General features: G+C 59.9%; 29 protein-coding genes and 5 tRNA genes. 24 read left to right on the top strand and 10 right to left on the bottom strand.

Annotated features, from left to right (window positions below; all coding sequences use genetic code 11):
• Nucleotides 1-16 precede the first annotated feature (16 nt).
• From minD to mtgA, 4 genes are all read left to right on the top strand, one after another.
• Entirely contained in the window at nucleotides 17-829 is an 813-nt protein-coding gene (gene minD / locus ONZ54_RS10875) for a septum site-determining protein MinD (protein ID WP_005311266.1), read from the top strand.
• A 2-nt stretch (nucleotides 830-831) separates the two neighbouring features.
• Nucleotides 832-1,098, top strand: a complete 267-nt coding sequence (gene minE / locus ONZ54_RS10870) for a cell division topological specificity factor MinE (RefSeq protein ID WP_005311265.1) — start codon at nucleotides 832-834, stop codon at nucleotides 1,096-1,098.
• Nucleotides 1,099-1,294: 196 nt separating this feature from the next.
• On the top strand, nucleotides 1,295-1,621 hold the full coding sequence (locus ONZ54_RS10865; RefSeq protein ID WP_005311263.1) for an HI1450 family dsDNA-mimic protein: 327 nt from the start codon (nucleotides 1,295-1,297) through the stop codon (nucleotides 1,619-1,621).
• Nucleotides 1,606-2,376: a monofunctional biosynthetic peptidoglycan transglycosylase gene (mtgA, locus tag ONZ54_RS10860; RefSeq protein WP_271788136.1), complete on the top strand. Its 771-nt coding sequence runs from the start codon at nucleotides 1,606-1,608 to the stop codon at nucleotides 2,374-2,376. The genes ONZ54_RS10865 and mtgA overlap by 16 nt, the downstream gene beginning before the upstream one ends.
• Before the next feature lie 73 nt (nucleotides 2,377-2,449).
• Here the strand turns inward: mtgA and ONZ54_RS10855 are convergent, their stop codons facing one another.
• On the bottom strand, nucleotides 2,450-2,590 hold the full coding sequence (locus ONZ54_RS10855) for a hypothetical protein (protein WP_271788135.1): 141 nt from the start codon (nucleotides 2,588-2,590) through the stop codon (nucleotides 2,450-2,452).
• Between the two features lie 142 nt (nucleotides 2,591-2,732).
• Between ONZ54_RS10855 and ONZ54_RS10850 the strand changes: the two genes are divergently transcribed.
• The gene (locus ONZ54_RS10850; protein ID WP_005311259.1) at nucleotides 2,733-3,056 is read left to right on the top strand and encodes an HI1450 family dsDNA-mimic protein; all 324 of its coding nucleotides are present in this window, start codon (nucleotides 2,733-2,735) and stop codon (nucleotides 3,054-3,056) included.
• Nucleotides 3,057-3,100: 44 nt separating this feature from the next.
• On the opposite strand, the gene ONZ54_RS10845 is transcribed toward ONZ54_RS10850, so the two are convergent.
• Both ONZ54_RS10845 and ONZ54_RS10840 read right to left on the bottom strand, forming a co-directional pair.
• A complete protein-coding gene (locus ONZ54_RS10845) occupies nucleotides 3,101-3,412 on the bottom strand; it encodes a DUF1289 domain-containing protein (protein WP_111587797.1) in 312 nt (103 codons plus the stop codon).
• Nucleotides 3,413-4,291: a CvfB family protein gene (locus ONZ54_RS10840; RefSeq protein ID WP_271788134.1), complete on the bottom strand. Its 879-nt coding sequence runs from the start codon at nucleotides 4,289-4,291 to the stop codon at nucleotides 3,413-3,415. It lies immediately after the preceding gene.
• Nucleotides 4,292-4,503: 212 nt separating this feature from the next.
• Between ONZ54_RS10840 and ONZ54_RS10835 the strand changes: the two genes are divergently transcribed.
• The 4 genes from ONZ54_RS10835 to ONZ54_RS10820 all read left to right on the top strand — a co-directional run bounded on the left by ONZ54_RS10835 (nucleotide 4,504) and on the right by ONZ54_RS10820 (nucleotide 6,887).
• Entirely contained in the window at nucleotides 4,504-5,718 is a 1,215-nt protein-coding gene (locus ONZ54_RS10835; protein WP_271788133.1) for a UPF0149 family protein, read from the top strand.
• 170 nt (nucleotides 5,719-5,888) lie between these two features.
• On the top strand, nucleotides 5,889-6,359 hold the full coding sequence (locus ONZ54_RS10830; RefSeq protein ID WP_005311250.1) for a MarR family winged helix-turn-helix transcriptional regulator: 471 nt from the start codon (nucleotides 5,889-5,891) through the stop codon (nucleotides 6,357-6,359).
• Complete coding sequence (locus tag ONZ54_RS10825) at nucleotides 6,356-6,544, top strand: DUF4250 domain-containing protein (RefSeq protein ID WP_058393964.1); 189 nt, start codon at nucleotides 6,356-6,358, stop codon at nucleotides 6,542-6,544. The genes ONZ54_RS10830 and ONZ54_RS10825 overlap by 4 nt, the downstream gene beginning before the upstream one ends.
• Before the next feature lie 163 nt (nucleotides 6,545-6,707).
• Nucleotides 6,708-6,887, top strand: a complete 180-nt coding sequence (locus ONZ54_RS10820; RefSeq protein WP_005311246.1) for a hypothetical protein — start codon at nucleotides 6,708-6,710, stop codon at nucleotides 6,885-6,887.
• A gap of 99 nt (nucleotides 6,888-6,986) precedes the next feature.
• Here the strand turns inward: ONZ54_RS10820 and ONZ54_RS10815 are convergent, their stop codons facing one another.
• A complete protein-coding gene (locus tag ONZ54_RS10815) occupies nucleotides 6,987-7,574 on the bottom strand; it encodes an FMN-dependent NADH-azoreductase (RefSeq protein WP_264305445.1) in 588 nt (195 codons plus the stop codon).
• A 226-nt stretch (nucleotides 7,575-7,800) separates the two neighbouring features.
• Between ONZ54_RS10815 and ONZ54_RS10810 the strand changes: the two genes are divergently transcribed.
• From ONZ54_RS10810 to ONZ54_RS10795, 4 genes are all read left to right on the top strand, one after another.
• Nucleotides 7,801-8,691: a DMT family transporter gene (locus tag ONZ54_RS10810; RefSeq protein WP_011898747.1), complete on the top strand. Its 891-nt coding sequence runs from the start codon at nucleotides 7,801-7,803 to the stop codon at nucleotides 8,689-8,691.
• A gap of 87 nt (nucleotides 8,692-8,778) precedes the next feature.
• Nucleotides 8,779-9,957: a formate-dependent phosphoribosylglycinamide formyltransferase gene (gene purT / locus ONZ54_RS10805; protein ID WP_271788132.1), complete on the top strand. Its 1,179-nt coding sequence runs from the start codon at nucleotides 8,779-8,781 to the stop codon at nucleotides 9,955-9,957.
• A gap of 106 nt (nucleotides 9,958-10,063) precedes the next feature.
• Entirely contained in the window at nucleotides 10,064-10,723 is a 660-nt protein-coding gene (hxpB, locus tag ONZ54_RS10800; protein ID WP_017412079.1) for a hexitol phosphatase HxpB, read from the top strand.
• Nucleotides 10,724-10,871: 148 nt separating this feature from the next.
• Nucleotides 10,872-11,075: a CPXCG motif-containing cysteine-rich protein gene (locus tag ONZ54_RS10795; RefSeq protein WP_017412080.1), complete on the top strand. Its 204-nt coding sequence runs from the start codon at nucleotides 10,872-10,874 to the stop codon at nucleotides 11,073-11,075.
• An 82-nt stretch (nucleotides 11,076-11,157) separates the two neighbouring features.
• Here the strand turns inward: ONZ54_RS10795 and ribE2 are convergent, their stop codons facing one another.
• Entirely contained in the window at nucleotides 11,158-11,775 is a 618-nt protein-coding gene (ribE2, locus tag ONZ54_RS10790; RefSeq protein WP_234576954.1) for a riboflavin synthase E2, read from the bottom strand.
• 130 nt (nucleotides 11,776-11,905) lie between these two features.
• Between ribE2 and ONZ54_RS10785 the strand changes: the two genes are divergently transcribed.
• The 8 genes from ONZ54_RS10785 to ONZ54_RS10750 all read left to right on the top strand — a co-directional run bounded on the left by ONZ54_RS10785 (nucleotide 11,906) and on the right by ONZ54_RS10750 (nucleotide 15,258).
• The gene (locus tag ONZ54_RS10785; RefSeq protein WP_005311233.1) at nucleotides 11,906-12,112 is read left to right on the top strand and encodes a YaeP family protein; all 207 of its coding nucleotides are present in this window, start codon (nucleotides 11,906-11,908) and stop codon (nucleotides 12,110-12,112) included.
• Nucleotides 12,113-12,264: 152 nt separating this feature from the next.
• Nucleotides 12,265-13,617, top strand: coding sequence for an MATE family efflux transporter (locus ONZ54_RS10780; RefSeq protein WP_005311230.1), 1,353 nt, complete (start codon nucleotides 12,265-12,267; stop codon nucleotides 13,615-13,617).
• Nucleotides 13,592-14,638 (top strand): DUF3080 family protein, encoded by a 1,047-nt coding sequence (locus ONZ54_RS10775; protein WP_271788131.1) that lies wholly within the window; start codon nucleotides 13,592-13,594, stop codon nucleotides 14,636-14,638. Before ONZ54_RS10780 ends, ONZ54_RS10775 begins: the two co-directional genes overlap by 26 nt.
• Nucleotides 14,639-14,791: 153 nt before the next feature.
• Nucleotides 14,792-14,868: transfer RNA gene (locus ONZ54_RS10770), tRNA-Val, on the top strand.
• A gap of 13 nt (nucleotides 14,869-14,881) precedes the next feature.
• Nucleotides 14,882-14,958: transfer RNA gene (locus ONZ54_RS10765), tRNA-Val, on the top strand.
• Between the two features lie 18 nt (nucleotides 14,959-14,976).
• Nucleotides 14,977-15,053 (top strand) — tRNA-Val (locus ONZ54_RS10760).
• A gap of 17 nt (nucleotides 15,054-15,070) precedes the next feature.
• Nucleotides 15,071-15,147 (top strand) — tRNA-Val (locus ONZ54_RS10755).
• A 34-nt stretch (nucleotides 15,148-15,181) separates the two neighbouring features.
• Nucleotides 15,182-15,258, top strand: a tRNA-Val gene (locus tag ONZ54_RS10750).
• A 190-nt stretch (nucleotides 15,259-15,448) separates the two neighbouring features.
• Here the strand turns inward: ONZ54_RS10750 and ONZ54_RS10745 are convergent.
• Nucleotides 15,449-17,869 (bottom strand): DNA polymerase II, encoded by a 2,421-nt coding sequence (locus ONZ54_RS10745; protein ID WP_271788130.1) that lies wholly within the window; start codon nucleotides 17,867-17,869, stop codon nucleotides 15,449-15,451.
• A 185-nt stretch (nucleotides 17,870-18,054) separates the two neighbouring features.
• On the opposite strand from ONZ54_RS10745, the gene ONZ54_RS10740 reads away from it, so the two are divergent.
• The 3 genes from ONZ54_RS10740 to ONZ54_RS10730 all read left to right on the top strand — a co-directional run bounded on the left by ONZ54_RS10740 (nucleotide 18,055) and on the right by ONZ54_RS10730 (nucleotide 20,493).
• On the top strand, nucleotides 18,055-18,546 hold the full coding sequence (locus tag ONZ54_RS10740; protein ID WP_271788129.1) for a prolyl-tRNA synthetase associated domain-containing protein: 492 nt from the start codon (nucleotides 18,055-18,057) through the stop codon (nucleotides 18,544-18,546).
• Between the two features lie 196 nt (nucleotides 18,547-18,742).
• Nucleotides 18,743-19,981, top strand: a complete 1,239-nt coding sequence (locus ONZ54_RS10735) for a GGDEF domain-containing protein (protein ID WP_271788128.1) — start codon at nucleotides 18,743-18,745, stop codon at nucleotides 19,979-19,981.
• Complete coding sequence (locus tag ONZ54_RS10730; protein ID WP_271788127.1) at nucleotides 19,978-20,493, top strand: GNAT family N-acetyltransferase; 516 nt, start codon at nucleotides 19,978-19,980, stop codon at nucleotides 20,491-20,493. The genes ONZ54_RS10735 and ONZ54_RS10730 overlap by 4 nt, the downstream gene beginning before the upstream one ends.
• Nucleotides 20,494-20,589: 96 nt before the next feature.
• Here the strand turns inward: ONZ54_RS10730 and ONZ54_RS10725 are convergent, their stop codons facing one another.
• The 4 genes from ONZ54_RS10725 to ONZ54_RS10710 all read right to left on the bottom strand — a co-directional run bounded on the left by ONZ54_RS10725 (nucleotide 20,590) and on the right by ONZ54_RS10710 (nucleotide 25,015).
• Nucleotides 20,590-21,450 carry a PA4780 family RIO1-like protein kinase gene (locus ONZ54_RS10725; RefSeq protein WP_021139282.1) on the bottom strand — a complete coding sequence of 287 codons (861 nt, stop codon included), beginning with the start codon at nucleotides 21,448-21,450 and terminating at the stop codon, nucleotides 20,590-20,592.
• A 178-nt stretch (nucleotides 21,451-21,628) separates the two neighbouring features.
• Nucleotides 21,629-22,624 carry an LpxL/LpxP family acyltransferase gene (locus ONZ54_RS10720; protein ID WP_271788126.1) on the bottom strand — a complete coding sequence of 332 codons (996 nt, stop codon included), beginning with the start codon at nucleotides 22,622-22,624 and terminating at the stop codon, nucleotides 21,629-21,631.
• A gap of 133 nt (nucleotides 22,625-22,757) precedes the next feature.
• The gene (lpxM, locus tag ONZ54_RS10715) at nucleotides 22,758-23,747 is read right to left on the bottom strand and encodes a lauroyl-Kdo(2)-lipid IV(A) myristoyltransferase (RefSeq protein ID WP_125609009.1); all 990 of its coding nucleotides are present in this window, start codon (nucleotides 23,745-23,747) and stop codon (nucleotides 22,758-22,760) included.
• A 275-nt stretch (nucleotides 23,748-24,022) separates the two neighbouring features.
• Entirely contained in the window at nucleotides 24,023-25,015 is a 993-nt protein-coding gene (locus tag ONZ54_RS10710; protein WP_271788125.1) for a TDT family transporter, read from the bottom strand.
• Nucleotides 25,016-25,022: the final 7 nt, after the last annotated feature.

Below are 25,022 nucleotides of genomic sequence, written 5' to 3'. Positions count from 1 at the left end.
TTACAAGGAAGCGAGAATGGCGCGAATCATAGTCGTTACATCGGGTAAAGGTGGCGTTGGCAAGACCACAACCAGCGCGGCCCTGAGTACAGGTTTGGCTCAGCGTGGCCACAAGACTGTGGTCATCGATTTTGACATCGGTCTGAGAAATCTGGATCTCATCATGGGCTGCGAGCGGCGCGTGGTGTATGACTTCGTCAATGTGATCAACGGTGAGGCCAACCTCAATCAGGCCCTCATCAAGGACAAACGCTGCGAAAATCTGTTCATCCTGCCCGCGTCCCAGACCCGGGACAAGGACGCCCTGACCCATGAAGGGGTCGAGAAGATCCTGGATCAGCTGGCGGAAATGAAGTTTGATTACATCGTCTGCGACTCGCCAGCCGGGATCGAAGCAGGTGCCCTGATGGCGCTCTACTTCGCCGACGAGGCCATCGTCACCACCAACCCGGAAGTCTCTTCCGTGCGTGACTCGGATCGCATCCTTGGCATTCTGGCCTCCAAGTCCCGTCGTGCCGAGCGCGGCGAAGACCCAATCAAGGAACACCTGCTGCTCACCCGCTACTGCCCGACCCGCGTCAACCGTGGCGACATGCTGAGCGTACAGGATGTACAGGATATCCTGGCCATCAAGCTGCTCGGGGTGATCCCGGAGTCCCAGGCTGTGCTGCGCGCCTCCAACTCGGGGGAGCCGGTCATTCTGGACAAGGAGTCCGATGCCGGTCAGGCCTATGAGGATGCCGTTGCCCGCCTGTTGGGCGACACCAAGGATTTTCGTTTTCTGGAAGAAGAAAAGAAGGGCTTCTTTAGCCGACTGTTCGGGAGTTAAACATGTCATTATTGGATTATTTTCGTTCCAACAAGAAACAAAACACCGCACAACTGGCCAAAGAGCGGTTGCAGATCATAGTCGCGCACGAGCGTTCATCCAGAGGGGGGCCGGATTACCTGCCCCAGCTCAAGCAGGACCTGCTGGATGTGATCCGCAAGTATGTGCAGATCGACCCTGACAAGATCACGGTCCAGCTGGACAAGAAGAGTGATGAGCTGTCTGTGCTGGAGCTCAACATCACCTTCGCCGATGACAAAAAGGGATGAGCTGACGCCACATGCGTGACCCCTTCCCCCAATGAAGACCGGATCCTGTACCAGGGTCCGGTTTTTTATTGCCGCAAACAGGGCGGGCCACACGCCTGATCTCGCCAAGGAAGAGGGGGCCAGCTAGAATACCGCGCGCCACTGTTCGGCTTTGCCGACGGGGCGTCTCATTTTTATTATCTGGAACGGACGATCTATGTCTTTGAACGATGAAATGCACAGCGTCGAGGAACTGCTCGACACCGCACTCGAACTTTTCATGGAGCTGGCCTCCGACAACTTGCCGGAGCAGGAGATTGCCGTCTTCAACCGGGAGTTCAACAGTCGCGGCCTGCTGGCGGAAACCGATCCGGCCGATGACTGGGAAGCGGACGTGGGATTTGCCGTAAGCGATACCGAGTATGCCGAGATCTGGATCGGGCTTGGTAATGCCGAACAAGAATATGAGCACCTGTTTGCCCGCATGCTGCTCTCCCGCCGTGTTGACGAGAAGTTCTGCCACATCGAATGGTTGCCCCAATAATTCCGGATCCCGATGATCTGCGTCCCCGCTATTATGCCCCCGAGCCGGCACGTCCGGCTCTGGGACGGCTCATGCTGAGCTGGCTCGGCAAGCTGCTGGTGGCAGTCCTGCTCGGCTCCATCGTCTCGGTGGTGCTGCTGCGCTTCATCGATCCCCCCATGTGGACCTGGCGCATCGAACGGGCCCTGTTTCCGCCCGCCAAGATAGCCGTGGTCAAGCATGACTGGGTGCCCATAGATCGTATTTCGCGGGAACTGCAACTGGCGGTGATCGCCGCAGAGGATCAGCGCTTTGCCGACCATAGCGGCTTTGACATGGATGCCATCAGCTCGGCACTCAAGCACAACCAGCGCAGCAAGCGGGTACGTGGCGCCAGCACGCTGAGCCAGCAGACAGCCAAGAATCTCTTCATGTGGAGCGATCGCAGCTTCCTGCGCAAGGGGATCGAGGCCTGGTTTACCCTGCTGATGGAGCTGGGCTGGGACAAATCCCGCATCCTCGAGGTCTATCTCAATATCGTAGAGTTCGGCCCCGGCATCTATGGCGCCGAGGCCGCCGCCAAGCACTATTTTGGCAAATCGGCCGCCCGCTTGACTCGTTACGAGGCTTCTCTGCTGGCTGCCGCCCTGCCCAATCCCTGGCGCTACCGGGTCCAGCCTCCCTCCCCCTACGTTCAGCAACGCTCGGCCTGGATCCGTCGCCAGATGGGTCAACTTGGCCAGGCTACCCTCAACAAGGTATACAAGGACGATTGAGCATCGGGCACAGAGCCACTTCTACTAATGCCCGATGGCCGTACATCGCCTCTGAGCGCATCAGAGTCTCCTATCAGGGATCGGGGTCATCAGGCAATGTCTCTGCCGGCGGGCCCAGATGACCGCCCACAGTGCTCTGGTGCAGCGGCAGATAGTGCCACCACCAGGCCTCCCGTCGTCGCTTGATCTGCTGTCGCCGCACTCGTCGCTTCATGACACCCCTCCAGTGGATCCCCCTTAAACCATACCTTCTACCCACGCCGTTGGATAGGTGGCGGATCGGTATCCGCACCGGTCTGGCCGCCACCGCCAATACTTGCTACAGTAGCGAACCTCGATGTATCTGGAGTGATTTCATGGAACAACGTACCCCGGATCAGCTGGTCGAATGGGCCTATGATCAGTTTCTTGAGCAGGCCGCAGACATGCTGGCCCCCGAACAAATCGTCGACATCACACTGGAGTTCGAACAGCGTGGCGCCGTCGAGGCGACCCTGCCCAATGGAGACTGGTCAACCGAACTCGGTGTACCGGTCGACATGGAGTCCTGGGTCGAGGTGTGGGTTGGCTTGCTGGACCATCAGGATGAGTTTGAGGTGATCTACGCCACCTTCCTGCTGCCCCGCTTTCTTAACGAGCACGATGTCCATGTGCGCTGGCATCGCCAGCAACAGGCATAAAAAAGGCGCCCTCGGCGCCTTTCTCTTTTCTGGTATGCCCCCGCTCAGGGCTGCGCTGCAATGGCCTTGGCCAGACAGCGGCGACACCAGCAGGCGCTGGCATCGCTCATGGGCAGAGCAGGCAACTGGCTGCACCAGCACTGTGCGATCGTTGCACCGGCCGACACGGCGCAAAATGCCGGCTCGCCACAGCCAGGGCACGCATGGGTGCTTTTCGAGCCATCCAGCTCTGCCATCACGGCCAGCTGGGCGTCGCTCTCCATGGCCGACCAGTGACCAATCTCGGTCAGGGTACGGCCACAGCCGAGGCAGAGCCCGTCCTTGGCCTGACAGTGGCCGATACAGGGGCTCGGCACTTACTCGCTGTCCACTGCCGAGTCGGTATCTGTGGCAACCAGGGTGATGCAGTTGTCTTCGATGACGATTTTGCCCTGCTTGTAGAGGCCGCCGATGGCCTTCTTGAAGGTGCCCTTGCTCATGTTGAACAGCTTGTAGATGAGCTCGGGTTCGCTCTTGTCACCGACAGCCAGACTGCCACCCTGCTTCATCAGCCGGGTCAGGATCCGGCCACTGGCATCGTCCATCCGATCCATGCCCGGCTTTTGCAGGGTCAAGTCCAGCTTACCGTCGTCACGTACCTGCTTGACCCAGGCGGTCAGCGGTCGACCCGTCATCACCCGGCCAAATACCTCGTTCTTGAACAGCATGCCGGAATATTCACCGTTGACGATCGCCTTGATGCCAAGCGGCGTGTGCTCACCCGGCAGTGCTGTTACCTCGTCACCAGCCTTGAAGGGGGGGTTATCGGTGCGCAGGAACCGCTCCAGCCGGCTGGTGCCTACCATGCGGCCTTCGTTGTCGAGCATCAGATGCACCAGATAGACGTGGCCCACCTGCATCGGCTTGTTCTGCTCACGGGTCGGCACAAACAGATCTTTTTTCATGCCCCAGTCGAGGAAGGCACCGATCTTGTTGGCATTGACCACCTTGAGACCGACTATGTCGCCCACCATGGCAAACGGCTTGTCGGTGGTGATCACCGGCTCACAGTCGGCATCCAGATAGAGGAAGACCTCCACACCGTCACCTTCAGCCACCCCTTCAGGCAGCTGACGCTTGGGCAGCAGCAGCTCGCCATATTCGTCGGCCGCCAGCCAGGCGCCCCTGTCTTCGAGCTCGATTACGGTGAGGGTGTTCATCTTGCCAATCTGTAACATGCTGATCTCTTCTTTCATTATCCGGATGGTCAATTTTTCATTGCCCGTATGGGCGCGCATGTTACCCCAAGAGCGGCAACAGGGCCTAGCCCCTTGCCCTGCTCCCGCATGATTTTCGAGGCCGTTTTCACGGTTTATGGCGATATAATCGTCATTCGGCCGGTGCTTTACTGCAAATACCCCCACTTTTGGGTAGACTGCGCCGCTGTTCAAATCCTGAGGAACTGTCGATGAATCCATCCACTCGTACCCGTCATCTCAATCAATGGATCCAGACCCACAGTGGGCAGGACATGACCTACCCGGCGCTGCACGGTTTTCTGTGCGCCCGTCTGGTGGGGCCGGATGCCCCTGACTGGCAGGCCCCGCTGGCCGGTCTGTTGCCACATGACGCCGAACTGGATGAGAAGAGCGCAGAGGCGCTGCACCATCTGATCGCCGAGCTGGAAGCTCAGGCCGACGAGGCCCAGCTGGCCTTGCCAAGCCAGTGCCGCCTCTCTACCGACGGCCCGGAGCAAGTGTTCGAGCAAAGTCACCCCCTCGGCCAGTGGTGCTACGGCTTCAGTCAGGGATTTGCCAGCTGGCCCAAGCCCAAGGATCTGAACGATCCCACCACCCAGTACCGTTTCAGCCTCGCTGCCGAACTCAGTCTGTTTCGCGACAAGCCCATGGCCCAGATGCTGCACGCGGCCGCCGGCAGTGAGCTGCCCTTTATGGAATTTTGCAAACGCCAGCGCCAGAACATGAAGGCGGCGCTCAACCAGCTGCTGCAACTGGATGAGTATCAAGCTGTGCCCGGCACTCAGGCAGCCCTCGATAGCGAGCAGGCCGAACAGTGGCAGCAGTGGTTCGAACTGGCCGATGCCTGCCGCGATCCCCTGGCTCGTCTTGGCTGGTTTGACAAGGTGATTGACGATGCCGAGCCGCTGTTCGATGCCGCTTTCTGGCAGCAGATGGCTGGCCACGGCTGGAGTGCCCACGAGGCACGCCCGCTGCTCGCCGCCAGGGCCGGCAGGGCCGATTGCCTGCTGCGTATCGGCCAGCTGGAGCAGGCTCGCCAGGAATATCTGGCGCTGCTCGACCTGTGCATCGCCGACGAGCTGGGCTGCCGTTATCCTCTTTCCAGTCTCTATGCGCTGCAAGGGGATTGGGCCGCCCTGCGCGCCTTGCTGGTGCGCTTCGACGAGGCTTCCAGCTGGCTGCTTTACAACAGGGCCTTGATGGCATTTGTCTGTGACGGCCCCGAGGCGGCTCAGCCGCAGCTGGACGCCGCCATCAAGGCCAATGCCCATATTCCGGCCTGTCTGCTGGGCCAGCGCAAGCTGCCCAAACAGGAGCCCCAGAGCTGGCAGGCGGGCAGTCGCGATGAAGCAGTGCTCTACACACTGCAGAGCCGCGAGGCCTGGCTCAAGCACAACGCCTTGATCTGGTTGCGTAAAGGCTGAGCAGCCAGTCGTATAAATCAGCTTCGAACAGACCCGGTTGCGGCGTATGACGTGCGCAACCGCACATTTCTCTGGTGCATGTTCAGACAAACGCCCTTGTGTTACGTATCATCAAGGTCAAAGTATCAAGAGAAACTGCACTCGATGCAGCCGTCACAGCAGGATGTCATATGTCAAAGATCATAGAGCTGCTTGCGCACTACCCCCCCTATCAGCTGGTTCACGCCGCCGAGATGGTGCGCGATACCTTTGAGCAGTTTTACCAGCAGCGTTATCAGCTGACGGTGCCCCAATGGCGCCTCATGATGGTGCTCGGCCCCAACTACCCCATCAGCCAGAAAGAGCTGGTGGAGGCGAGCGGGATGGACAAGGTGCGGATCTCCCGCGAAATCCACCGACTGGTGGAGAAGGGGATACTGTTTACCGAGAGCAGCGAACAGGACAAGCGGGTCAGCCTGGTCTCTCTCACCCATGCCGGGCTCACCTTGTTCCAGCAGCTCAAGACCGAAGCGGGCAGCTGGCAGCATACCCTCACCGATTACCTGCCTGCCGAGGCGCGTCAGTCCATTCGTCTACACCTGCAAAGTGTCAGCGACGCCATCGAACAACTGCACCTGCTGGATAGCGAGCACAAGTCATGAACCTGAACAATTTCGCCACCATGGATGTCAACATGCTGCTGAGCCTGGTCAATATGCAGTTGCGTGATCGTTTTGATGATCTGGACGATCTCTGCAAGGCGCAGGATCTCGACCAGGAGGCCCTGGTCGCCAGACTCGCCAGCGGCGATTTCCACTACCTGCCGGATCAGAAACAGTTCAGATAGGGATCCGGATCACAACCCGGCCAACGGCACTGGCCCCGGCGCTAAAAGCTGATATGGTGATGATGACACCGTGGAATGACACTCAGCGACATGTATGGATACATCAAGCTGTCATACACGGCCGTTAGCCTCTGACCCGTGACACGCCAGCCAAGGACGACCCATGATGATCCTGACCCGACAGACCACGCTGATCACCCTCTGCGCCATTCTCATGATCAGTTTGTTTTCCCCCAGCCTGCCTGACAGCGCCGAGCAGTGGCTCAGCACCTTGTTGCTGGGCTCTCTGGTTGCCGTGTGCCTGATGGTGGGCAGCGGCTGTCGTCACTTCATTCAGGATTGACCCGCCCCGACTGGCCACTGCCGTTATACCTGCACAGAAAAAACAACGCAGCCCAAGGGCTGCGTTGTTTTGTTTGGTACGACATGGCCAGTCTCTTGATCAGAGCGCCAGGGTTTCCAGCTGCCCTTTGGCCTGCTCAATACCTTTGGCTTGCGCATCCGGACCCATGCCCATGCCTTCGGCGTAGATGAAGTCCACGTCCTTGATGCCGATGAAACCCAGCACGGTACGCATGTAGGGGGTCACCAGATCGGTGGCGCTGCCGACGTGCATGCCGCCACGGGGGCTGATCACCAGGGCGCGGGTGTTTTCCACCAGACCGACCGGACCTGTTTCGGTGTAACGGAAGGTCACGCCGGCACGGGCAATCAGGTCAATCCAGTTTTTCAGCTGGGTCGGAATACTGAAGTTGTACATGGGGGCGGCAATCACCACCAGATCGCTCGCCTTGAGTTCGGCAATCAGCTCATCTGATTGGGCCATGACGGCCAGCTGACGTTCGTTCAGGTTGTCACCACCGCGCAGACCCGAGGCCAGTTCACCGTCCAGCACCGGCAGGTTCAGAGTCGCCAGATCACGCACCGTGACGGTATCGGACGGGTGGTCAGCCAGGAAGCCGTCTATCAGGGCGTTGGATTGGGAATATTGGCCCAGGATGCTGGACTTGAGTACTAGGATATTGGCCATGGTGAAACTCCATTTGGTTGTCGGTTGAACAGCTTGGCTGTCGATGGAGGTCACTCTAAACATTGAGCTTCTCTGCGGATAGCGAAAATAGATGCTCAACTTGTTCAAAAATTTTGACCTTAGTTCATTCTATCGCCAACGACCCCATGGCCAACCGCCCAATGCTTGGCAGAACAAACGATTGCCGTTATGATCCGCCGCACTTTTTTCCAGCGACCCGGATCCCATGGCACCCTCGCGCAGGCACTCTCCTTTTGCCGGTGCAGTCTGGATGATGGTGGCAGGCCTCTGCTTTGCCGCCGTCAACAGTCTGAGCCAATATGTCAGCTTCAAGCTCGGCCTCCCCTCGACCCAGGTTGCCTTTCATCAATACCTGATCGCCCTGGTGTGTCTGCTGCCATGGCTGGTGCGCCACGGCCTGCGTCAATCTCTGATGACCAACCAATTGCGCCTGCACCTGCTGCGAGTCGCCTTGGCCGTGATCGGCATCCAGTTCTGGCTGTGGGCGCTGGCGGTGCCCGTGCCCATCTGGCAGGGGATAGCCCTGCTGATGACCTCCCCGCTGTTTGCCACTTTAGGGTCGGCCCTGCTGCTCAAGGAGCAGGTGAGCCGGGCACGCATTCTGGCAACCCTTGCGGGCTTTGTCGGCGCCATGGTGATCCTGGCCCCCTGGACCGATGATTTCAGCTGGGCCTCCCTGCTGCCGGTGGCAGCTGCCCTGTTCTGGGCCGGTTACTCCCTGCTGGTGCGCTATCAGGCGGCGAGCGAATCGTCCCACACCATAGTGGTCTACCTGCTCATCTTCAGCACCCCCTTCAACGCCATGCTGGCCCTGCCGGAATGGCAGTGGCCGAGCGAAACCCAGTGGCTGCTGGTGGCGGTGTCAGGGGTACTGTCAGCACTGGCCCAGATGTCCATCGCCCGCGCCTACAGCGTGGCAGAGGCTTCGTTCGTGCAACCCTTTGATTTTGCCAAGCTGCCCATGAACGTGCTGGCAGGCTGGCTGGTGTTTGGCTGGGCACCGCCCGGCCGATTGTGGCTCGGCGCTGCCATCATCATTGGCGCCATCACGCTGCTTACCCATCTGGAGCAGCGCGCCCATCAATCTGTTTCCTGAGGTACGCCATGCGTGCCTCTTTTTTTGCCTGCTATTGCTGCCAATAGCGACAGAGACATTGTGACCATCGACATCAGGAGAGATCGTATGTTTGGAACCGCCACCCGCCCCAGCGCCACCCGCGCCCTGCTGCTTGGCTCGGGAGAACTCGGCAAGGAAGTTGCCATCGAGTTGCAACGGTTCGGGATCGAGGTGATCGCCGCCGACCGTTACCCCAATGCCCCCGCCATGCAGGTGGCGCACAAAGCCCACGTGCTGGACATGCTCGATGGCAATGCCCTGCGCGCCCTGGTCACCCTGGTCAAACCCGATCTCATCATTCCTGAAATCGAGGCCATCGCCACCGATACCCTGGCACAGCTTGAGCAAGAGGGGGTCAAGGTGGTGCCGAACGCCCGCGCCACCCAGCTCACCATGAATCGGGAAGGGATCCGCCGGCTCGCCGCCGAAGAGTTGGGTCTGCCCACCTCCCCCTACCGTTTTGCCCAGAGCAAGGAGGAGTTCATCGCCGCCATCGAAGCCATCGGCCTGCCCTGCGTGGTAAAACCCGTGATGAGCTCGTCGGGCAAGGGTCAGAGCCTGCTGCGGGATCTCGCCAAACTGGACGAAAGCTGGACCTACGCCCAGGAGGGTGGCCGCGCCGGTCGCGGCAAGGTGATTGTGGAAGGATTCGTCCCCTTCGAGTACGAGATCACCCTGCTCACGGTGCGGGCCATCGATGGCATTCATTTTTGCGACCCCATAGGCCACCGCCAGGAAGATGGCGACTACCGCGAATCCTGGCAGCCACAAGCGATGAGCACCCTGGCGCTGGCCCGCTCCAAGGAGGTCGCCGCCAAGGTGGTCGGGGCGCTTGGCGGTTATGGCCTGTTCGGGGTCGAGCTCTTTATCAGGGGCGATGAGGTGTGGTTCAGCGAAGTCTCCCCCCGCCCCCACGACACCGGCATGGTGACCCTGATCTCTCAGGATCTCTCCGAATTTGCCCTCCATGTGCGCGCCATCCTGGGGCTGCCCATCGGCACCATCACTCAGTACGGGCCGAGCGCCTCGGCCGTGGTGCTGCGGGATGGTCACAGTCAGGACATCCGCTATCAGGGCATTGGGGAGGCGCTGGCATTGGTATCGGGCGCCCAGCTGCGGTTGTTTGGCAAGCCCGAGATCGCCGGTCGCCGCCGGCTCGGGGTCGCCCTAGCCCGTGGGCAGCAGTGTGAAGAGGCGGTGGAAAAAGCCAAGGCGGTCGCCGCCCGGGTCGAGGTGATTTATTGACCAAAACCGGTTGCTGACGTGATCAGGCGCAAGGGGCATGGCAATGCCCCTTTTGCATTTTCCCGTCAGGCTTATAATCCCCCTTCAAATTTGTCAGGAGTACAAGATGTTAGCTGCCGTGATCTTCGATATGGATGGTGTTCTGATCGACTCGGAACCCTTTTGGCAACGGGCCCAGATGGCCGTGTTCTCCGGGCTGGGTCATCCCCACAGCGAGGAGGATTGCAACTCCACCATAGGCGTGCGCATCGACCAGCTGGTGGCGCACTGGTATCGGCTGCGCCCCTGGGTGGGCCCCAGCCAGGAAGAGGTGATGCAACGCATCCTGGATCAGGTCATTGCCCTGATCCTGAGTGAAGGCCAACCCAAGGAGGGGGTGCTGGAGGCGCTGGCATTGATGGAGGCACAAGGGCTCAAGATTGGGCTGGCGACCTCCTCGCCCTTCACCATGGTCGAGGCGGTGCTCGGCAAGCTCGGCATTCGCGATCGCTTTCTGGCGGTGCACTCCGCCGAGGTGGAGCGCTTCGGCAAACCGCATCCGGACGTTTACATACACGCGGCGGAAAAACTCGGGGTAGAACCGGTACACTGTCTGGCCATTGAAGACAGCTTCACCGGCCTGCTGGCGGCCAAGGCGGCCTCCATGAGAGCGCTCATAGTACCGGACCCGGCATTGGTCGGCGATCCCCGTCTGGCCATTGCCGATCACCAGCTCAGATCCCTCGGGGAGCTGAATGCCGCCACGCTGGCCAGCTGGGTGGCATAGACTCCCGCAGACAACAATGGTGCTAAAGGAGCCAGAACGCCGTATCCCCCTGACCACTGTCATAAACGTGCGCTTGCTCGCGGTTAACTCCCTCCCGGCCAACTAGAATCAGGGAAGAGAGGCGGCCCGAGGGCCCGAGGAGGTCACCATGATCGAGTACACCAGCAAGCGTATCGTCTGCCCCCACTGTGGCCATCATACCCGGGTCGAGCTGGATGCCAGCCAGGGGGATCAGGAGTTCTACGAAGATTGCATGGCCTGTTGCAACCCCATCCACCTGCGGCTGCATCTGGACGAAGCCCGTGACTGCCTGCAACTGTTTGTGGATGCAGACGACGAGCAGATGTTCTGATTGCGAGTCATCAAAAATCGAGCGATCAAAAGGGCCTGCATGCAGGCCCTTTTCCATGGCATGTCGGAAGCTTTCGCCCAGATCAGCCCAACTGGCGCGCAGCCAGTACCCGCTCCACCGTATCGACGATGGCCTGGGTTTGGGGATCGATCTCGATATTGGTGTGCCAACCGGCTTTGACCCAGCCCAGATTGGTGCGAGCCAGGGTCTCCGGGATCAGATTGACGCAAAATTCACCCTCTCGCACTTCACCCACTGTCAGGCTGATGCCGTCGATGCCGATGTAGCCTTTGGTCAACACGTACTTCATGAGCGTGGGAGCAAGGCGATACCACACCTGACGATTGTTGGGGGTGTCTATGACCGAGATCACTTCCGCCGTGCCCATGATATGACCAGACATGGTATGACCGCCGATCTCGTCACCAAAGCGGGCAGCCCGCTCCACGTTGACCTTGTCCCCCGCCTGCAGCGTGCCAAGGTTGGTCAGGCGAAGGGTTTCCTGGATCAGATCGAAGCTGACCAGATCGCCTTCCACCCGGGTGACTGTCAGGCAGCAGCCGTTATGAGCCACGGAGGCCCCCAACGCCAATCCCTCGCCCCAGGCCAGGCTTGGCATGCGGATCACATGGGTGCGAAAGTTGGGAAGCGCTTTGATGGCAACCAGTTCGGCGGTCCCCTGCACTATGCCGGTGAACATGTCTCTTCTCCTGCTACGAAAAAAGGCAGGTTACCCCCGGCCCGCCGCCCAGACAAGCACGCCTGCTGACAAGCTTGCCCCCGATCGCTATAGTGACGGCGTTCACATTCAGGTTAATGAGGAAGAAATAATGCAGGTATATCAATGTTGTGAGGCCATTCGCATCGCCTATAACCAGATTGGCTCAGGTGAGCAGGGTTATGTGCCGCAGGCCATAGCGGCGACCATCAGAGCCCTCAATGCTGTGGCCTCCGACGAGCGGGTGCCGGCCGAACTGCGCCAGGAAGCCGCCTATGCCGCCGCCAATCTGCTGATCAGCGATCATCAGGACGCCTGAGCCGGGCAGAAAGCCTGCCGCCAACCGTTTCGCGGCGGGCGACTTTCAGGCTAGAATGACACCCCCGCATTTTGTCTCCTCCCGGTGAGGGGGCAAAAGCCCATCCTGTTATCCGTTCTTGCTCTTTTTATCTGATCCACTCGGAGGTGTCAGTGCAACGTTATTGGTCCGAGGCGAGGCAGCTCGTTCGTTTAGCCAGCCCCATTCTGGTCGCCCAGGTGGCCCAGATCGCCATGAACTTTGTCGATACCGTGATGGCGGGGCAAGTCAGCGCCGTGGATCTGGCGGCCGTGTCGGTTGCCACCAGCTTCTGGTTGCCGATCATATTGCTGGTGCAGGGCATCATAATGGCGCTCACCCCCATCGTCTCCCAGCTCAACGGGGCTCGCAAACGGGACGAGATCCGCCCGGCCGTGCATCAGGGCTTCTGGCTGGCGCTCATGGTCACTCCCATCGCCATGATAGCGCTCTATTTCAGCCCGCTGACCCTGCAATTCATGGGGGTAGACACTGTCATGGCCACCAAGACTGCCGGCTATCTGCATGCCATCTTGTGGGGGCTGCCCGCCTTCGTGCTGTTCCAGGTGCTGCGCAACTTCAGTGAGGGACTCTCCCACACCATGCCCACCATGGTGATAGGTTTCGTCGGGCTGGCGGTCAATATTCCCGCCAACTACATCTTCATCCACGGCCATTTTGGCATGCCAAAACTCGGCGGTGTCGGTTGTGGGGTGGCCACCGCCATCGTGCTGTGGGCCATGCTGCTGGCAATGATCATCTATGTGAAACTCTCCCCTCACTTCACGAAGATCAACCTGTTTGCCCAGCTGGCACGCCCCAATGGCAGCCGGATCTGGCGCCTGTTCCGACTCGGCTTTCCCATTGCCATGGCCATCTTCTGCGAGGTGACCCTGTTTACCGTGGTGGCCCTGATGCTGGCCCCGTTCGGAGCAGAGACGGTCGCGAGCCACCAGATAGCGCTGAACTTCTCCAGCCTGGTGTTCATGCTGCCGCTCTCCATTGGTGTGGGGGTGACTATCCGGGTCGGCCACAGCATAGGGGAAGGCTTGCCGGACCACGCCCGGGTCGCGGCCCGTACCGGCCTCATGCTGGGCATGGCGGTCGCGGCCTGCACCGCCGCCCTGACAGTACTGCTGCGTGAACAGATAGCGACCATCTACACAGATGACATGCAGGTGATCACGCTGGCGGCTACCTTGCTGTTCTTCGCCGCCATCTATCAGGTCTCCGACTCGGTACAGGTGGTAGCGGCCGCGGCGCTGCGTGGATACAAAGACACCAAGGCAATTTTCTACGTCACCATAGTCGCCTACTGGGGTCTGGGCCTGCCTACCGGCATGCTGCTGGGACTGACCGATTGGGTCGTACCTCGCATGGGGCCGCAGGGCTTCTGGGTCGGTTTTATCGTCGGCCTGACCGGTGCAGCCCTGATGCTGGGCGCCCGTCTCAAGGTGATCTATGGCCGTTTCGGCGCCCATCCGTAACGGACTGATCTGGCTGTGGGGGATGCAGCTGGCAGGCTGTACCCCCACCATAGAGGATCAATTTGCCACCTATCAAACCAGGGTGGCCCATGTACTGAGTCTCCCGTCCACTCCCTCTCCCGTCATTACGCTGGTGCCCTTCCCCGCCCAGCGAGAACTGCAGCGTCCGCTGCCAGATCTGCGCATTGGCCTGCTCGATATCTTGCCCCTCAACCAGTGTGGCCTCGGCACCCTGGTGGCTGAACGCAACGGCCCTGTCGGGCGCAGCATGGACAACTTCAGCCAGCTGGCCTATGAGTGGCAACTGGTGCAGGGGCTGGCGCACTGCAAGACACAGGACCCCGAGGTAGCACAGTGGCTGACCAGCCTTCGACAACAGAAAGCGGCCATGTTGCCGGATCGCTTCTGGAATGCGCTGGTCAGCACCCCGGAGCTGCGCCGGGTGCTGACCCCCAGACGAACCCCCTTGTCGCTGACCAGCACTCTGCTGGAGACCCGCCAGGCACTGGGTCAGTTGCAGCGCTGGCAAGAGGCGGTGGCCAGTCCCGACCATGTGACGGCATCCCTGCCTCCGTTGACGGATGCGCTTGAGAGCCTCTACCGATCGGATGCCCTGCCCCGGCTGCTCTATTCACTGCCGCTGGCCACGGCCTGGCTCAACCAGATCAGTGCACAACTGGAGCCCTTGCCCATCACCACACTCTGCCCGGTCACGGATCCACAGCGACAAGATCGTCTGCGGGGGGCCATGACGCACTACTATGCCAGGGGGCTGCAACCCTGGCTGGCTCAGCTTGATCGCCAGTTCCGCCAGATTTCCCCTTCCCTGGCCGCCCTGTTTGACAATGCATCCCCGCCAGCCCTGCAGGCATGGCAGACAAGCTACGCCAGCGGGCTGGAGAGCCGCGTCTGGCTGAATTTTCGCGCCGCCACAGTGCGCCATGCCAAGGCCTGGCAAGGGGTCTTTTTGCGCTGTGAAGCACCCGGTGGCAAGCCCCCCCTGCTACCCAAGTCCGGATAGGGTGTGCCTGTAAAATCAACAGGCTGCGCAAGAACTCGGCAAACGGTCTCCTTTGTGCATACCGCCTGTTGACAGCCTTTGGGGGCATGGGTAGTATGCCGACCACGTCAGCAGTGCTGGTGTCATGAAGCGGTCATTACCGGTTCTTGCAGTGGGTTTATAGCTCAGTTGGTTAGAGCACTACCTTGACATGGTAGGGGTCGTTGGTTCGAATCCAATTAAACCCACCACTTTTTCTGTGATGCGTCCTTAGCTCAGCTGGTTAGAGCACCACCTTGACATGGTGGGGGTCGGTGGTTCGAATCCACTAGGACGCACCATCACAGAATACCGAGTATGCGTCCTTAGCTCAGCTGGTTAGAGCATCACCTTGACATGGTGGGGGTCGGTGGTTCGAATCCACTAGGACGCACCATAATAGATTGCAGATGTGGGTTTATAGCTCAGTTGGTTAGAGCACTACCTTGACATGGTAGGGGTCGTTGGTTCGAATCCAATTAAACCCACCACTCCCCTGCAAAAAGAAGTCGCATTGCGCACCCTGCGTCCTTAGCTCAGCTGGTTAGAGCATCACCTTGACATGGTGGGGGTCGGTGGTTCGAATCCACTAGGACGCACCAGATTAAAAAAGCCCGCTCCATGAGCGGGCTTTTTGCATGTCAGGGCCACCTGCATCGCTACGGGATCAAAAGGCCGGGCCCGTGCGCCCTGCCCTTGATGCTGTACTGAATAAGCCGCCTCACTACCCAGCTTGCTGGCCTCTCTGTTTCCCGCCCTCGTTGCCCTGTCACAACACACTGTCTGACGGGACTAGAAGAGATCCAGCTGCTGGCCGCAGATCCGCTCGAATGACTCGCCGATAAACGGCAGTATGGCATCTGCTATGGGTCTGATCTGCTTGTCGATGTAGTGCTCGTAGTCGATGGCACTGCGCCTGTATTCCAGCGGCTCAGGCCCATTGAGGGTCATCAGATAGGAAATGGTGCCCCTGTGCTGGTAGCGCTGGGGCTGACCGCGGCGCAGGTTCTCTTCATCGGCCAGCCGCGCCGCCCGTACATGGGGCGGGACGTTCTTCTGGTACTCCTCCAGCTTCTGACGCAGCCGCTTGCGGTAGATGAGCAGATCATCGTGCAAGCCGGCCCGGGTCTCATCCACCATGGTGCGCACATAGCCGCTGGGATCTTCATCGTGAAACACCAGCTCATAGAGCCGGGTCTGGAACTGTTTGGCCAGCATGGTCCAGTCGGTGCGCACCGACTCGAGCCCCTTGAACACCAGTTGTTCCGTCCCCTCGCTCGCCTTGCCAACCAGACCGGCATACCGCTTCTTGCTGCCCTTCTCCAGCCCGCGAATGGTCGGCATCAGAAAGCGGCGGTAGTGGGTCTCGTACTGGATCTCCAGATGACTGGGCAGGTCGAACTCGCGCTTGATCAGTGCCGTCCAGTTGTCGTTGATCATCCGCGCCAAGCCATGACCAATCTCATCGGCCTGCTGCGAGCTTGTCTCCCTGGCCAGGTGGACGAAAGTGGAGTCAGTGTCGCCGTAGATCACCTCGAAACCTTGCGCCTCAATCCACTCCCGGGTCTGCTGCATAATGCTGTGACCGCGCAGGGTAATGGAAGAAGCAAGCCTGGGGTCGTAGAAACGGCAGCCCCCCGAGCCCAGCACGCCGTAGAAGGAGTTCATGATGATCTTGATGGCCTGGGAAAGCGCCTTGTTGCTGGCCGCCTTGGCCCTGTCCCGCGCCGCCCACAGGGTGGCGATGAGATCCGGCAGGAAGTGGCGAGTGCGAGAGAAGAGGGCGCCGCGAAAGCCGGGGATCGCCTCATCCGGATGCTGCAGCCCCTCCACCAGCCCCATGGGGTCAATACAGAAAGTGCGGATGATGCTGGGATAGAGGCTCTTGAAATCGAGCACCAGCACGTGGCGATAGAGGCCGGGTTTGGAGTCCATCACATAGCCGCCGGGGCTTGCCAGCCCCCCATCGGCAGGCAGATTGGGGGCCACATAGCCGCCGCGATGAAGCCGCGGCAGATAGAGGTTGGTAAACGCCGCCACAGAGCCACCGACCCGGTCGAGCTCAAGGCCGGTGAGGGAGGCCCGCTCGATGGCAAAGGGAATGAGGTGGCAGTAGTCGAAGATCTCCCACACCAGCCTGCAATCTTCCAGGTTGTAGCGGGCCAGCGCCTCCTTGTCTGAGTGGAACAGCTCGGTGATCTTCTCCCCCCGATTGGCCACATCCTCGATATCCTTGCCGCGGCCGAGCAGCTCGCTTGCTACAGCATCCAGGCTGTAACTGGCAAACTGCCAGGTGGCGCTTTTCAGGGTATCTATACCGTCGAGCACCATCCGCCCCGGTATGATGACATTGCCGGTCTGGGGATCGTTACGCGATGAGCGCCAGAAACAGAGCTCCCGCCCCCGCCCGAGCCGCAGCCGCCGCTTGTTGAGCTCGGCGCGGCGCAGCAGCAGCCGAAAGTCAAAATTCACCACGTTCCAGCCGATCACCAGGTCTGGATCATGCTGGCTGAACCACTGCTCCAGCGCCCCGAGCAAGGCATTCTCGTCCGCCACCCACTCCAGGGGCGTGCTCCACTCATCCGCGCCGACCTCGGGGGAGCCTATCATGATGACGCGGGCATCCTGCTCGCTGTAGAGTCCCACCGAGAAGAGGGCCCCGTCCATGGCACACTCCACATCCAGAGACACCCAGGAGAGCATCGGCGTCACCGCCTGCGGCGCACAGCGCGCCTCGTTCACCTCCCAGTAACCGTGCTTGCCCCCCTTGCGCGCCGTTTTGCCGCCAAAGCGGACTCCGGCTGTGATAAAGCGCTCCATCAGAAACCGCTCCGGCAGCCGGATATCCGCCTCGAAGTGCTCCAGCCCGCGTATCAGCAACAACTCGATGGCGCGGTGAAAAGCGCTCAAGGTGGAGAAATAGCAAGCCACCACGGCACGCCCATCGAAGGTGTGCATGGGCAGGCGCCGAAACCGCCCGCTCACGCCGGCCCCCTTGAACAGCTCGGCCGCCTCCTGCATGTGGCTCTGTGGCAGGAAGAACACAGGCTCCTGCCCGGGCACCACCAGCCGTACCGGTCCCTGCTCGCTCCAGAGCCACATCACTATCTCTGTACGTCCGCGCACGTCCCGACCATGGCGGGTCAGGATGAAGCCGTCCAGGGGCGCAGTTGCAGGAGAGGTCGTGGTCACGGTGGGCTGGGTCGCAATCATTCAGGATAAAGGGGCCGATTTTGGGATGGGAGTATTGTACGTTCATACAGTGCTTGCCCGCAATCGTCATGCCAGGCTGCACCGCAAGGCTCATGCTGGTAAGCTCGAAGACGTGCACACGTGGGCAAGCGTGCTGTCACCGGCATACCTGCTTGCACCGGTTCACCCCATACAAGGAATCCATAGTGGCACTCTATTCCCTACTGGATCGGCTGGCCATTCCCTACCAGCAATTCGATCACCCTCCCGTCTTTACCTGTGAGGAGGCGAGTCAGCTGTTGCCTGACTTGCCAGCCGCCAGGACCAAGAACCTGTTCTTACGCGATCCCAAAAGCGAGCGGCTGTTTCTGGTGGTCACGCCACAGGAAAGCCGGGTCGATCTCAAGGCGCTGGCTGCCAAGCTTGGAGTCAAGCGACTGAGCTTTGGCTCCCCGGAGCGGTTGCATGCCGCGCTCGGTCTAACCCCGGGTGCCGTCACCCTGCTCGCCATGGTGCGTGATACGGAGCAGGCGGTGGAACTGGTGGTGGATGAGCAAGTCTGGCAGGCCGAACAGGTGCAGTGCCATCCGCTGGTCAATACCGCCACCCTGCTCATCCGGCTGGACGATGTACGCCGCCTGCTGACCCATCTGGGCCGAGAAGCCACCGTCATGATCCTGCCAGTACTGGCTGAGTGACGGGCAGCGGATCAGGGGTTGCTTTTCCCCACACACGCATCAGCGGCTGCCAGGGCGGTCGCTTCGCAGTGATGCATGGCTGGATGCTTAAGCCATTGATAATGGGTTGGATTCATGCTGTGATCCAGCACTGCCAGCTATCGACCTCATACGTCGGGACGCGGTTAACAGGTGGAAGAGCCCTGAGAGACCCTTGATGCATAATCTGTTTTCCTCCGCACAATTGCTGAGTCTGGTACTGTTTGTCACGCTGTCCCATGTCGGGGTCGCAGCCATTTTTGCCTATGTGTGGCATACCCAGCGCCGCATCAGGGGCCTGCTCTACTGGTCTGCCAGCGAACTGGCCATCGCCGCTTCGTTCTGCGGCCTGCTGCTCCGGCCGCTCGAGGGGGATATCTCCCTTGCCAACATACTGCTGACCAACCTGCTGCTGCTTGCCGCACCCCTGCTGTATGAGCGGGGCTTGCGCCACTTCTTTCGACGCGAGGCAGACCAGCTTGGCTGGCTATGCCCTGCCATAGCGCTCATCGGATTTGTGCTGTTTGCCCTGACCGCCAGCCTGCGCCCCCTGTCTGACGTACACAGCCGGATCATGGTCCTCTCCGCCGTGCTCTCCCTGCAATTCGCGGTACTGATCTGGCAGCTCTGGCGTTATCAACGTCTGGCCCCCCTCTATCGGGTATTGCGCTTTGCCATACTGCTGCTCGGTCTGCAGTTGCTGCTGCAGCTGCTCCGGATAGCCAAGCACCTCTGGCAGCCGGAACTCAACGCCAGTACCTTTACCGACCCCTTGCTCGGCCCCGTGATCCTGCTCAGCCTGCTCTTTACCATAGCCCGCAGCTATCTGTTGCTCAGCCTTGTCCATACCCGCCAGCAGCAGGCACTATTGGCGACCCAGCGCGAGCTGGAGCAGCGGGCCAATCAGGATGAGCTGACCGGTCTGCTGAGCCGCCACTATTTTCAGCAACTGTTACAGGCGCAGGTCAGTGCAGGGGCCAACCCCTGTCAGCTGTTGCTGATCGACCTGGATGACTTCAAGCAGATCAATGATCGGCACGGTCATCCCGCCGGGGATGCCATGTTGCGGCTGGTGGGTCAGGTGATACGCACTACCCTGCCACGGCAGGGAATAGCGGGGCGACTGGGGGGAGACGAGCTGGTCATTTTCTTGATGGAAAATCCGCAAACGCTGCCACATTACTGCCACTCCTTGCAGCAACGGATCGCCCAGGCCACCTCGCAGCTCGCTGGCGGTCCCATCAGCATGAGCATAGGTCTGACGTCGCTGCAGCCGGGAGAGCGCTTCGAGCAGGCATACCCCAGAGCGGACAGGGCGCTCTATGCGGCCAAGCAAGGGGGGCGACAACGGACCTGCATACAGGAGCCCCACCACAGCGAGCCGCAACTGCTCCAACCCCTGGTCACTGGCTCGTGAGCAGGCCGTCGACCATAGAGTGCCGCCCGGCGCAACCTGACGATGTCCCCGCCTATCGCAGCTATGTGACCGAGTGCGGCGAAGCCGGTCTGCCGCTCTATCAGGTGGCACAATTTGACCCTGACGGCTGGCTGCAAAGCCTGCTCGATCACGCAGAGGGCCGTCATCTGCCCATGGGGTATCTGCCCACCACTACCTACTTTGCACTTGAGGAGGGGGAGATACTCGGCACACTGCGGCTACGCCACGGTGACAACCCGGCCACGGCGCAATGGCTTGGCCACATAGGTTATGATACCCGCCCCTCCCGCCGCGGTGAGGGCGTTGCCCGCACCCTGCTGCGCTGGTTGCAACAACATGTATTGACCGGCCCCGTCCTCATCAGCTGCGACGAAACGAATGCAGCCTCCCTCAAGATCATTGAAGCTGCCAACGGACAGTGGCTGGATCGCCGCTACCATGCTGGGGATGACTGCTGGGTACGGTTTTACCGCCTCCCGCCCCTGCGTTGAGCCGCGAGCCAGATGCCGCGTCAAACGGCAGCCATAAACAACATGAGCGCCCGAAGGCGCTCATGTTGTGACTGATGACGTGATGATGAGTGGCGATCAGTAGCTATCTTCCTGCTCGGCGTTCATTCGGGCCAGACGGGCATGGGCTTCCTCTTCGGCGCTCTCGATTTCGTGCAGCACAGAATCGATATCGATGGCCTCTGTGCTCTCCTCGAACAGGCCGGTCAACTCGCTCTCCGGAGTCAGCTTGCCATCTTCAAACAGGGCCCACATCTCCTTGGCGTAACGGGTATTGAGCAGCTCGGGGGCATACATGCCGTAATAGTTGCGCATGTTGTTGACATCCCGTTCCAGCATCGCCTTGGCCTGGTTGTTGGCGGCAGCATCCACCACCTGGGGCAGGTCTATGATGACGGGGCCCTGGGCATCCACCAGCACGTTGAACTCGGAAAGATCCCCGTGGATAAGGCCTGCGCAGAGCATGCGCACCACATAGCGGATCACCTTGTCGTGATCGATGACAGCCTGCTCGGGTGAGAGTGCCACGTCATTGAGACGGGGGGCCACATTGCCATCCTCGTCGGTGATAAGCTCCATCAAGAGCACACCGTCGAGACAGACATAGGGCTGCGGTACCCGCACGCCAGCTGCCGCCAGCTTGAACAGGGCATCCACTTCTGTGTTCTGCCACACCTCTTCGTGCTGTTTGCGACCGTACTTGGAGCCTTTCTCCATGGCGCGGGCGCTGCGACTGTTACGCACCTTGCGCCCTTCCTGATACACCACGGCCTGCTTGAAGCTGCGCTTGGACGCCTCTTTATAGACTTTGGCGCAGCGGATCTCGTCGCCGCAGCGCACCACATAGACATCGGCCTCTTTGCCGCTCATCAGCCGGCTGATGACGTCATCGACCAGGCCGTCATCAACCAGAGGTTGGATTCGATTTGGAATTTTCATGGCCGCCCTTTTACCCTATTTGCGCCTCAGAAGATAGCCCCTATGAGGCCAGCTTGCATATCCCGGTTCCTTGACACCTTCCGGTGCCCCATTTGCCGCTGTTTTACTCACCAAACTGCTTAAAGGACAAGCGCTTGTCACCGCTGTCATCTCAGGTCGCCAGCCAGTGTCTTTCCCTTCAGGGTTCGGGTGGCAGACCGCTGCGGATCCGCTTAATTCCCTCTTCGTAGAGACCATCCTCCCCTTCTTGATGTTCCTGGGTTTCGAAGATCTTGAGAAACCACATGTACTGCTCTGGATACTGGCTCAGCTGCTGCTCCACCATGCGGTTCATGGCATTGACGTCGGCGGTCAAATCGTCCGTGGGATATGGATCAAACGGGGGTTCAATCTCAAGCCGGTAGCACTCTTCATCTTCGTCATAACAGGCGAGGATGGGCACAGCACGGGCACCGGTCAGCTTCACCAGCTTGGGCAGGGCCGGCAGAGTCGCCTTGGGGTGACCGAAGAAAGGGATGAAGATGCTCTTCTCACGACCATGATCCTGATCCGGCAGATAGAAGAAGTTGTAGCCGCTGCGGATGGCCTTGATGGCCGGTTTAATGCCGACACTGCGCTCATACACCTTGCCGGCTTTGGATCGCTCGCGGTTGATATACCAGTCAAACACCTGATCTTTCGGGCTCTTCATCATGGTACAGAGCGCAAGACCCTCATCGGTCAGGTAGCGGCCAATCATGTCCACCGCCCAGGTGTGAGGCACGACCAGTATCATGGTGCGCCCGGCGGCCAGCTCCGCCTCTATATGCTCCCAGCCCCGTACCTTGATGCGGCTTTTGAGATGCGCGGAGCTGCGCATGGTCAGCTCGCCAAAGCCCATGAATGCCTTGAGACCGGTCCGGATCGCTTTGAGCAAGAGGGTACGGCGCCCGGCGGCATCCAGCTCGGGAAAACAGATCTTGAGATTGGTCTCGGCAATGTAGGCCTGCTTTTTGGAAAGTCGCAGCAAAGCCGGGGCCACGGCATTGGCAAAACGCCCGCGCACGCCGTGAGGCACCCATGCCAGCAGACACAAAAAGCCAAGCGCCAGCCAACTGCCCCACCAGCGCGGATGGAGCAGACGGGCATGAAATGAGGTATCAAAAACCGGATCGTGTGAAGACATCGCCGCCATCAAGTCATAGAAAATAAACGGTTATTTTAATTATCCTGACAATTTTTTCCACTTTGGGGTGCAGTGGTCTTACCAACACACTGACTCGTACCCAATAAAAATGGCCCCGCAGGGCCATGATCACGATGACAGGTCAGGCGCCGGGAGGAAGATCACCCCGGATCCGCTTGATCCCTTCTTCATAGAGGCCGTCCGACCCTTCCTGCTCTTCACGGGTATCGAAAATCTTGAGGAACCACATGTATTGGCCAGGATCGCGAGTCAGTTGCTGCTCAATCATGTTGTTCATGCGGCAGGTGTCCGCCATCAGATCGGCGCTGGGGTAATCAGCAAACGGCGCCTCTATCTCCAGACGGTAGCAGTACTTGGCCTCATCGTAGCAGGCCAGCATGGGCACTGCCTTGGCACCACTGACCTGCACCAACCGCGGCAGAGCAGGCAGGGTTGCCTTGGGATAGCCGAAGAAGGGCGCAAAGATGCTCGCCTCACGGCCATGATCCTGGTCCGGCAGATAGAAGAAACTGTGTCCGCGCTTGACGGTTCTGATCACCGACTTGATGCCGGCACTGCGTTCATAGACACGGCAACCATTCTTGGCTCGCTCCCGATTGATGTGCCAGTCAAATACCGGATTGCGGGCACTCTTCATCATGGCGCACATGGGCACACCACGCTGGGTGAAGTAGTAACCGGCAGCATCGACCGGCCAGCTATGGGGCACCACCAGTATCATGGGGCGGCCGGCGGCCTGCTCCGCCTCGATATGCTCCCAGCCACTCACCTGGATGCGCTTCATCAGATAGGCGGGACTGCGCACGGTAAATTCACCAAATCCAAGCAGGGTCTTGAGACCGATGCGGATGGAGGTCATCAGGATGGCATCACGCTCGGCTTGGCTCTTATTGGCAAAGCAGATATCGAGGTTGGTTTTGGCGATGTAGATCTGTTTCTTGGAGACCTTGACCACCAGCGGTGCCAGCCATTCTGCCAGCTTGTCACGCCAGCGGGGCGGCACGAAGGCGAGCACACAGAGTGCGCCGAGTGCCAACCAGCTTGGCCAGTAACGCGGTCGCAATAAACGGGTCTGAAAAGAGGAATCAAACACAGGATCTTGGGAAGACATGAATGAGGTCAAACGAAGAAAATGGGGTTGCATTGTATTCGTCCTGACAGGTAATACCAGTGAAATTCATCGTGAGCACCTCAGGGTGAGCGCTGGTTCAAAAAATGGATTTCCCAGCGGCAAAAAAAGTCTCCTTCGACACTTAACAGCAGACAAAAAAGCGCTCCACCCATGGCGGAGCGCTCTCACTACTTCTGGCCAGTGGAGCATGTCGTACACGCATGCCCTTCTCGTAGACTGACCCCTTACCCCGAGTCTCTCCTGGAGAGTCGTGCCTAGCGGCGGGCACCGTGTCGGGCGATGCCGTGATCCATGTTGATCTCCCTTAGTGGCAGGAAGAACATCAGATAGCGCAAGGCCACATAGCCGACGATCAGAGTGGCGGCACCCAGTTCGAAGTGGGCCAGCAGATTGACCTGCTCCACATAGTGGGTTGCTTGTGGCCACTGCGCCAGCAGGTGGCTCACCTTGAACAGAGCGGTGGCACCTATCACCAGCGGGAAGGTGAAGGCGGCATACCCCGGTGAAAACGGTAGACGCAACAACTTGATAAACGCCAGATAGATGATGCAGGTCATCAGGATGGCAATCCCCAGCAACACGGCCACCAGCAACAAGGAAGGATCCTCGGTCACAGTCAGATAACCGGCGAGTGACAAACTGGCAGGGGCTGCCAGAATGGCGATGGTCGGCTTGGCGGCATCCGGTACTTCGTGGCTGAAGATGAGGCGATAGAGCATCAGCGGCAACATCAGGCCGTAGCAGAGCATACCGAACCAGAGCAGGCCGTCGGCCAGCACGGCAAACTGGCCGCCCGGAAAGGCCACGTCAGCCACTATGATGCCCACCGGCGGCACAAACCAGCTCGGCACCATGTGATGGATCTCGAACTGCCTGGCTCTGTGCCAGACAAACGTGGCCAGAAACAGCAGATGCAGCACAACGGCAAACAACCAGAGCCCCTCGCCCAGACCGGGGGCCAGCATGCCGACCGCCTTGGAGACCACCATGGTGGCCATGGCATAGGTAGGCACAACGCTGCCCACCACAGGGTGAGCCAGATCCTGCCACAGCAGGCGTGGATGAAGCAGAAACTTGAAGGTGAGGATCACCAGCAGCACGGCGGCAACGGCGGCGCCCAGCAGTTGCAGGCGACCATCGAACTGGCCGGCGTTTTCCCAGCACCAACCGAGACTGGCGATCCCGAGTGCCAGACCCGCCATGGGGGTCGGTGCCGCGGCTAGGGATTGACGAGTTCTTGCGATCATGGCTGAA

Source organism: Aeromonas salmonicida, assembly GCF_028355655.1.
In the GTDB taxonomy this organism is placed as follows: domain Bacteria; phylum Pseudomonadota; class Gammaproteobacteria; order Enterobacterales; family Aeromonadaceae; genus Aeromonas; species Aeromonas salmonicida.
The sequence above is the reverse complement of the archived record's forward strand: the minus strand, read 5'-3'. Positions and strand labels throughout refer to the sequence as shown.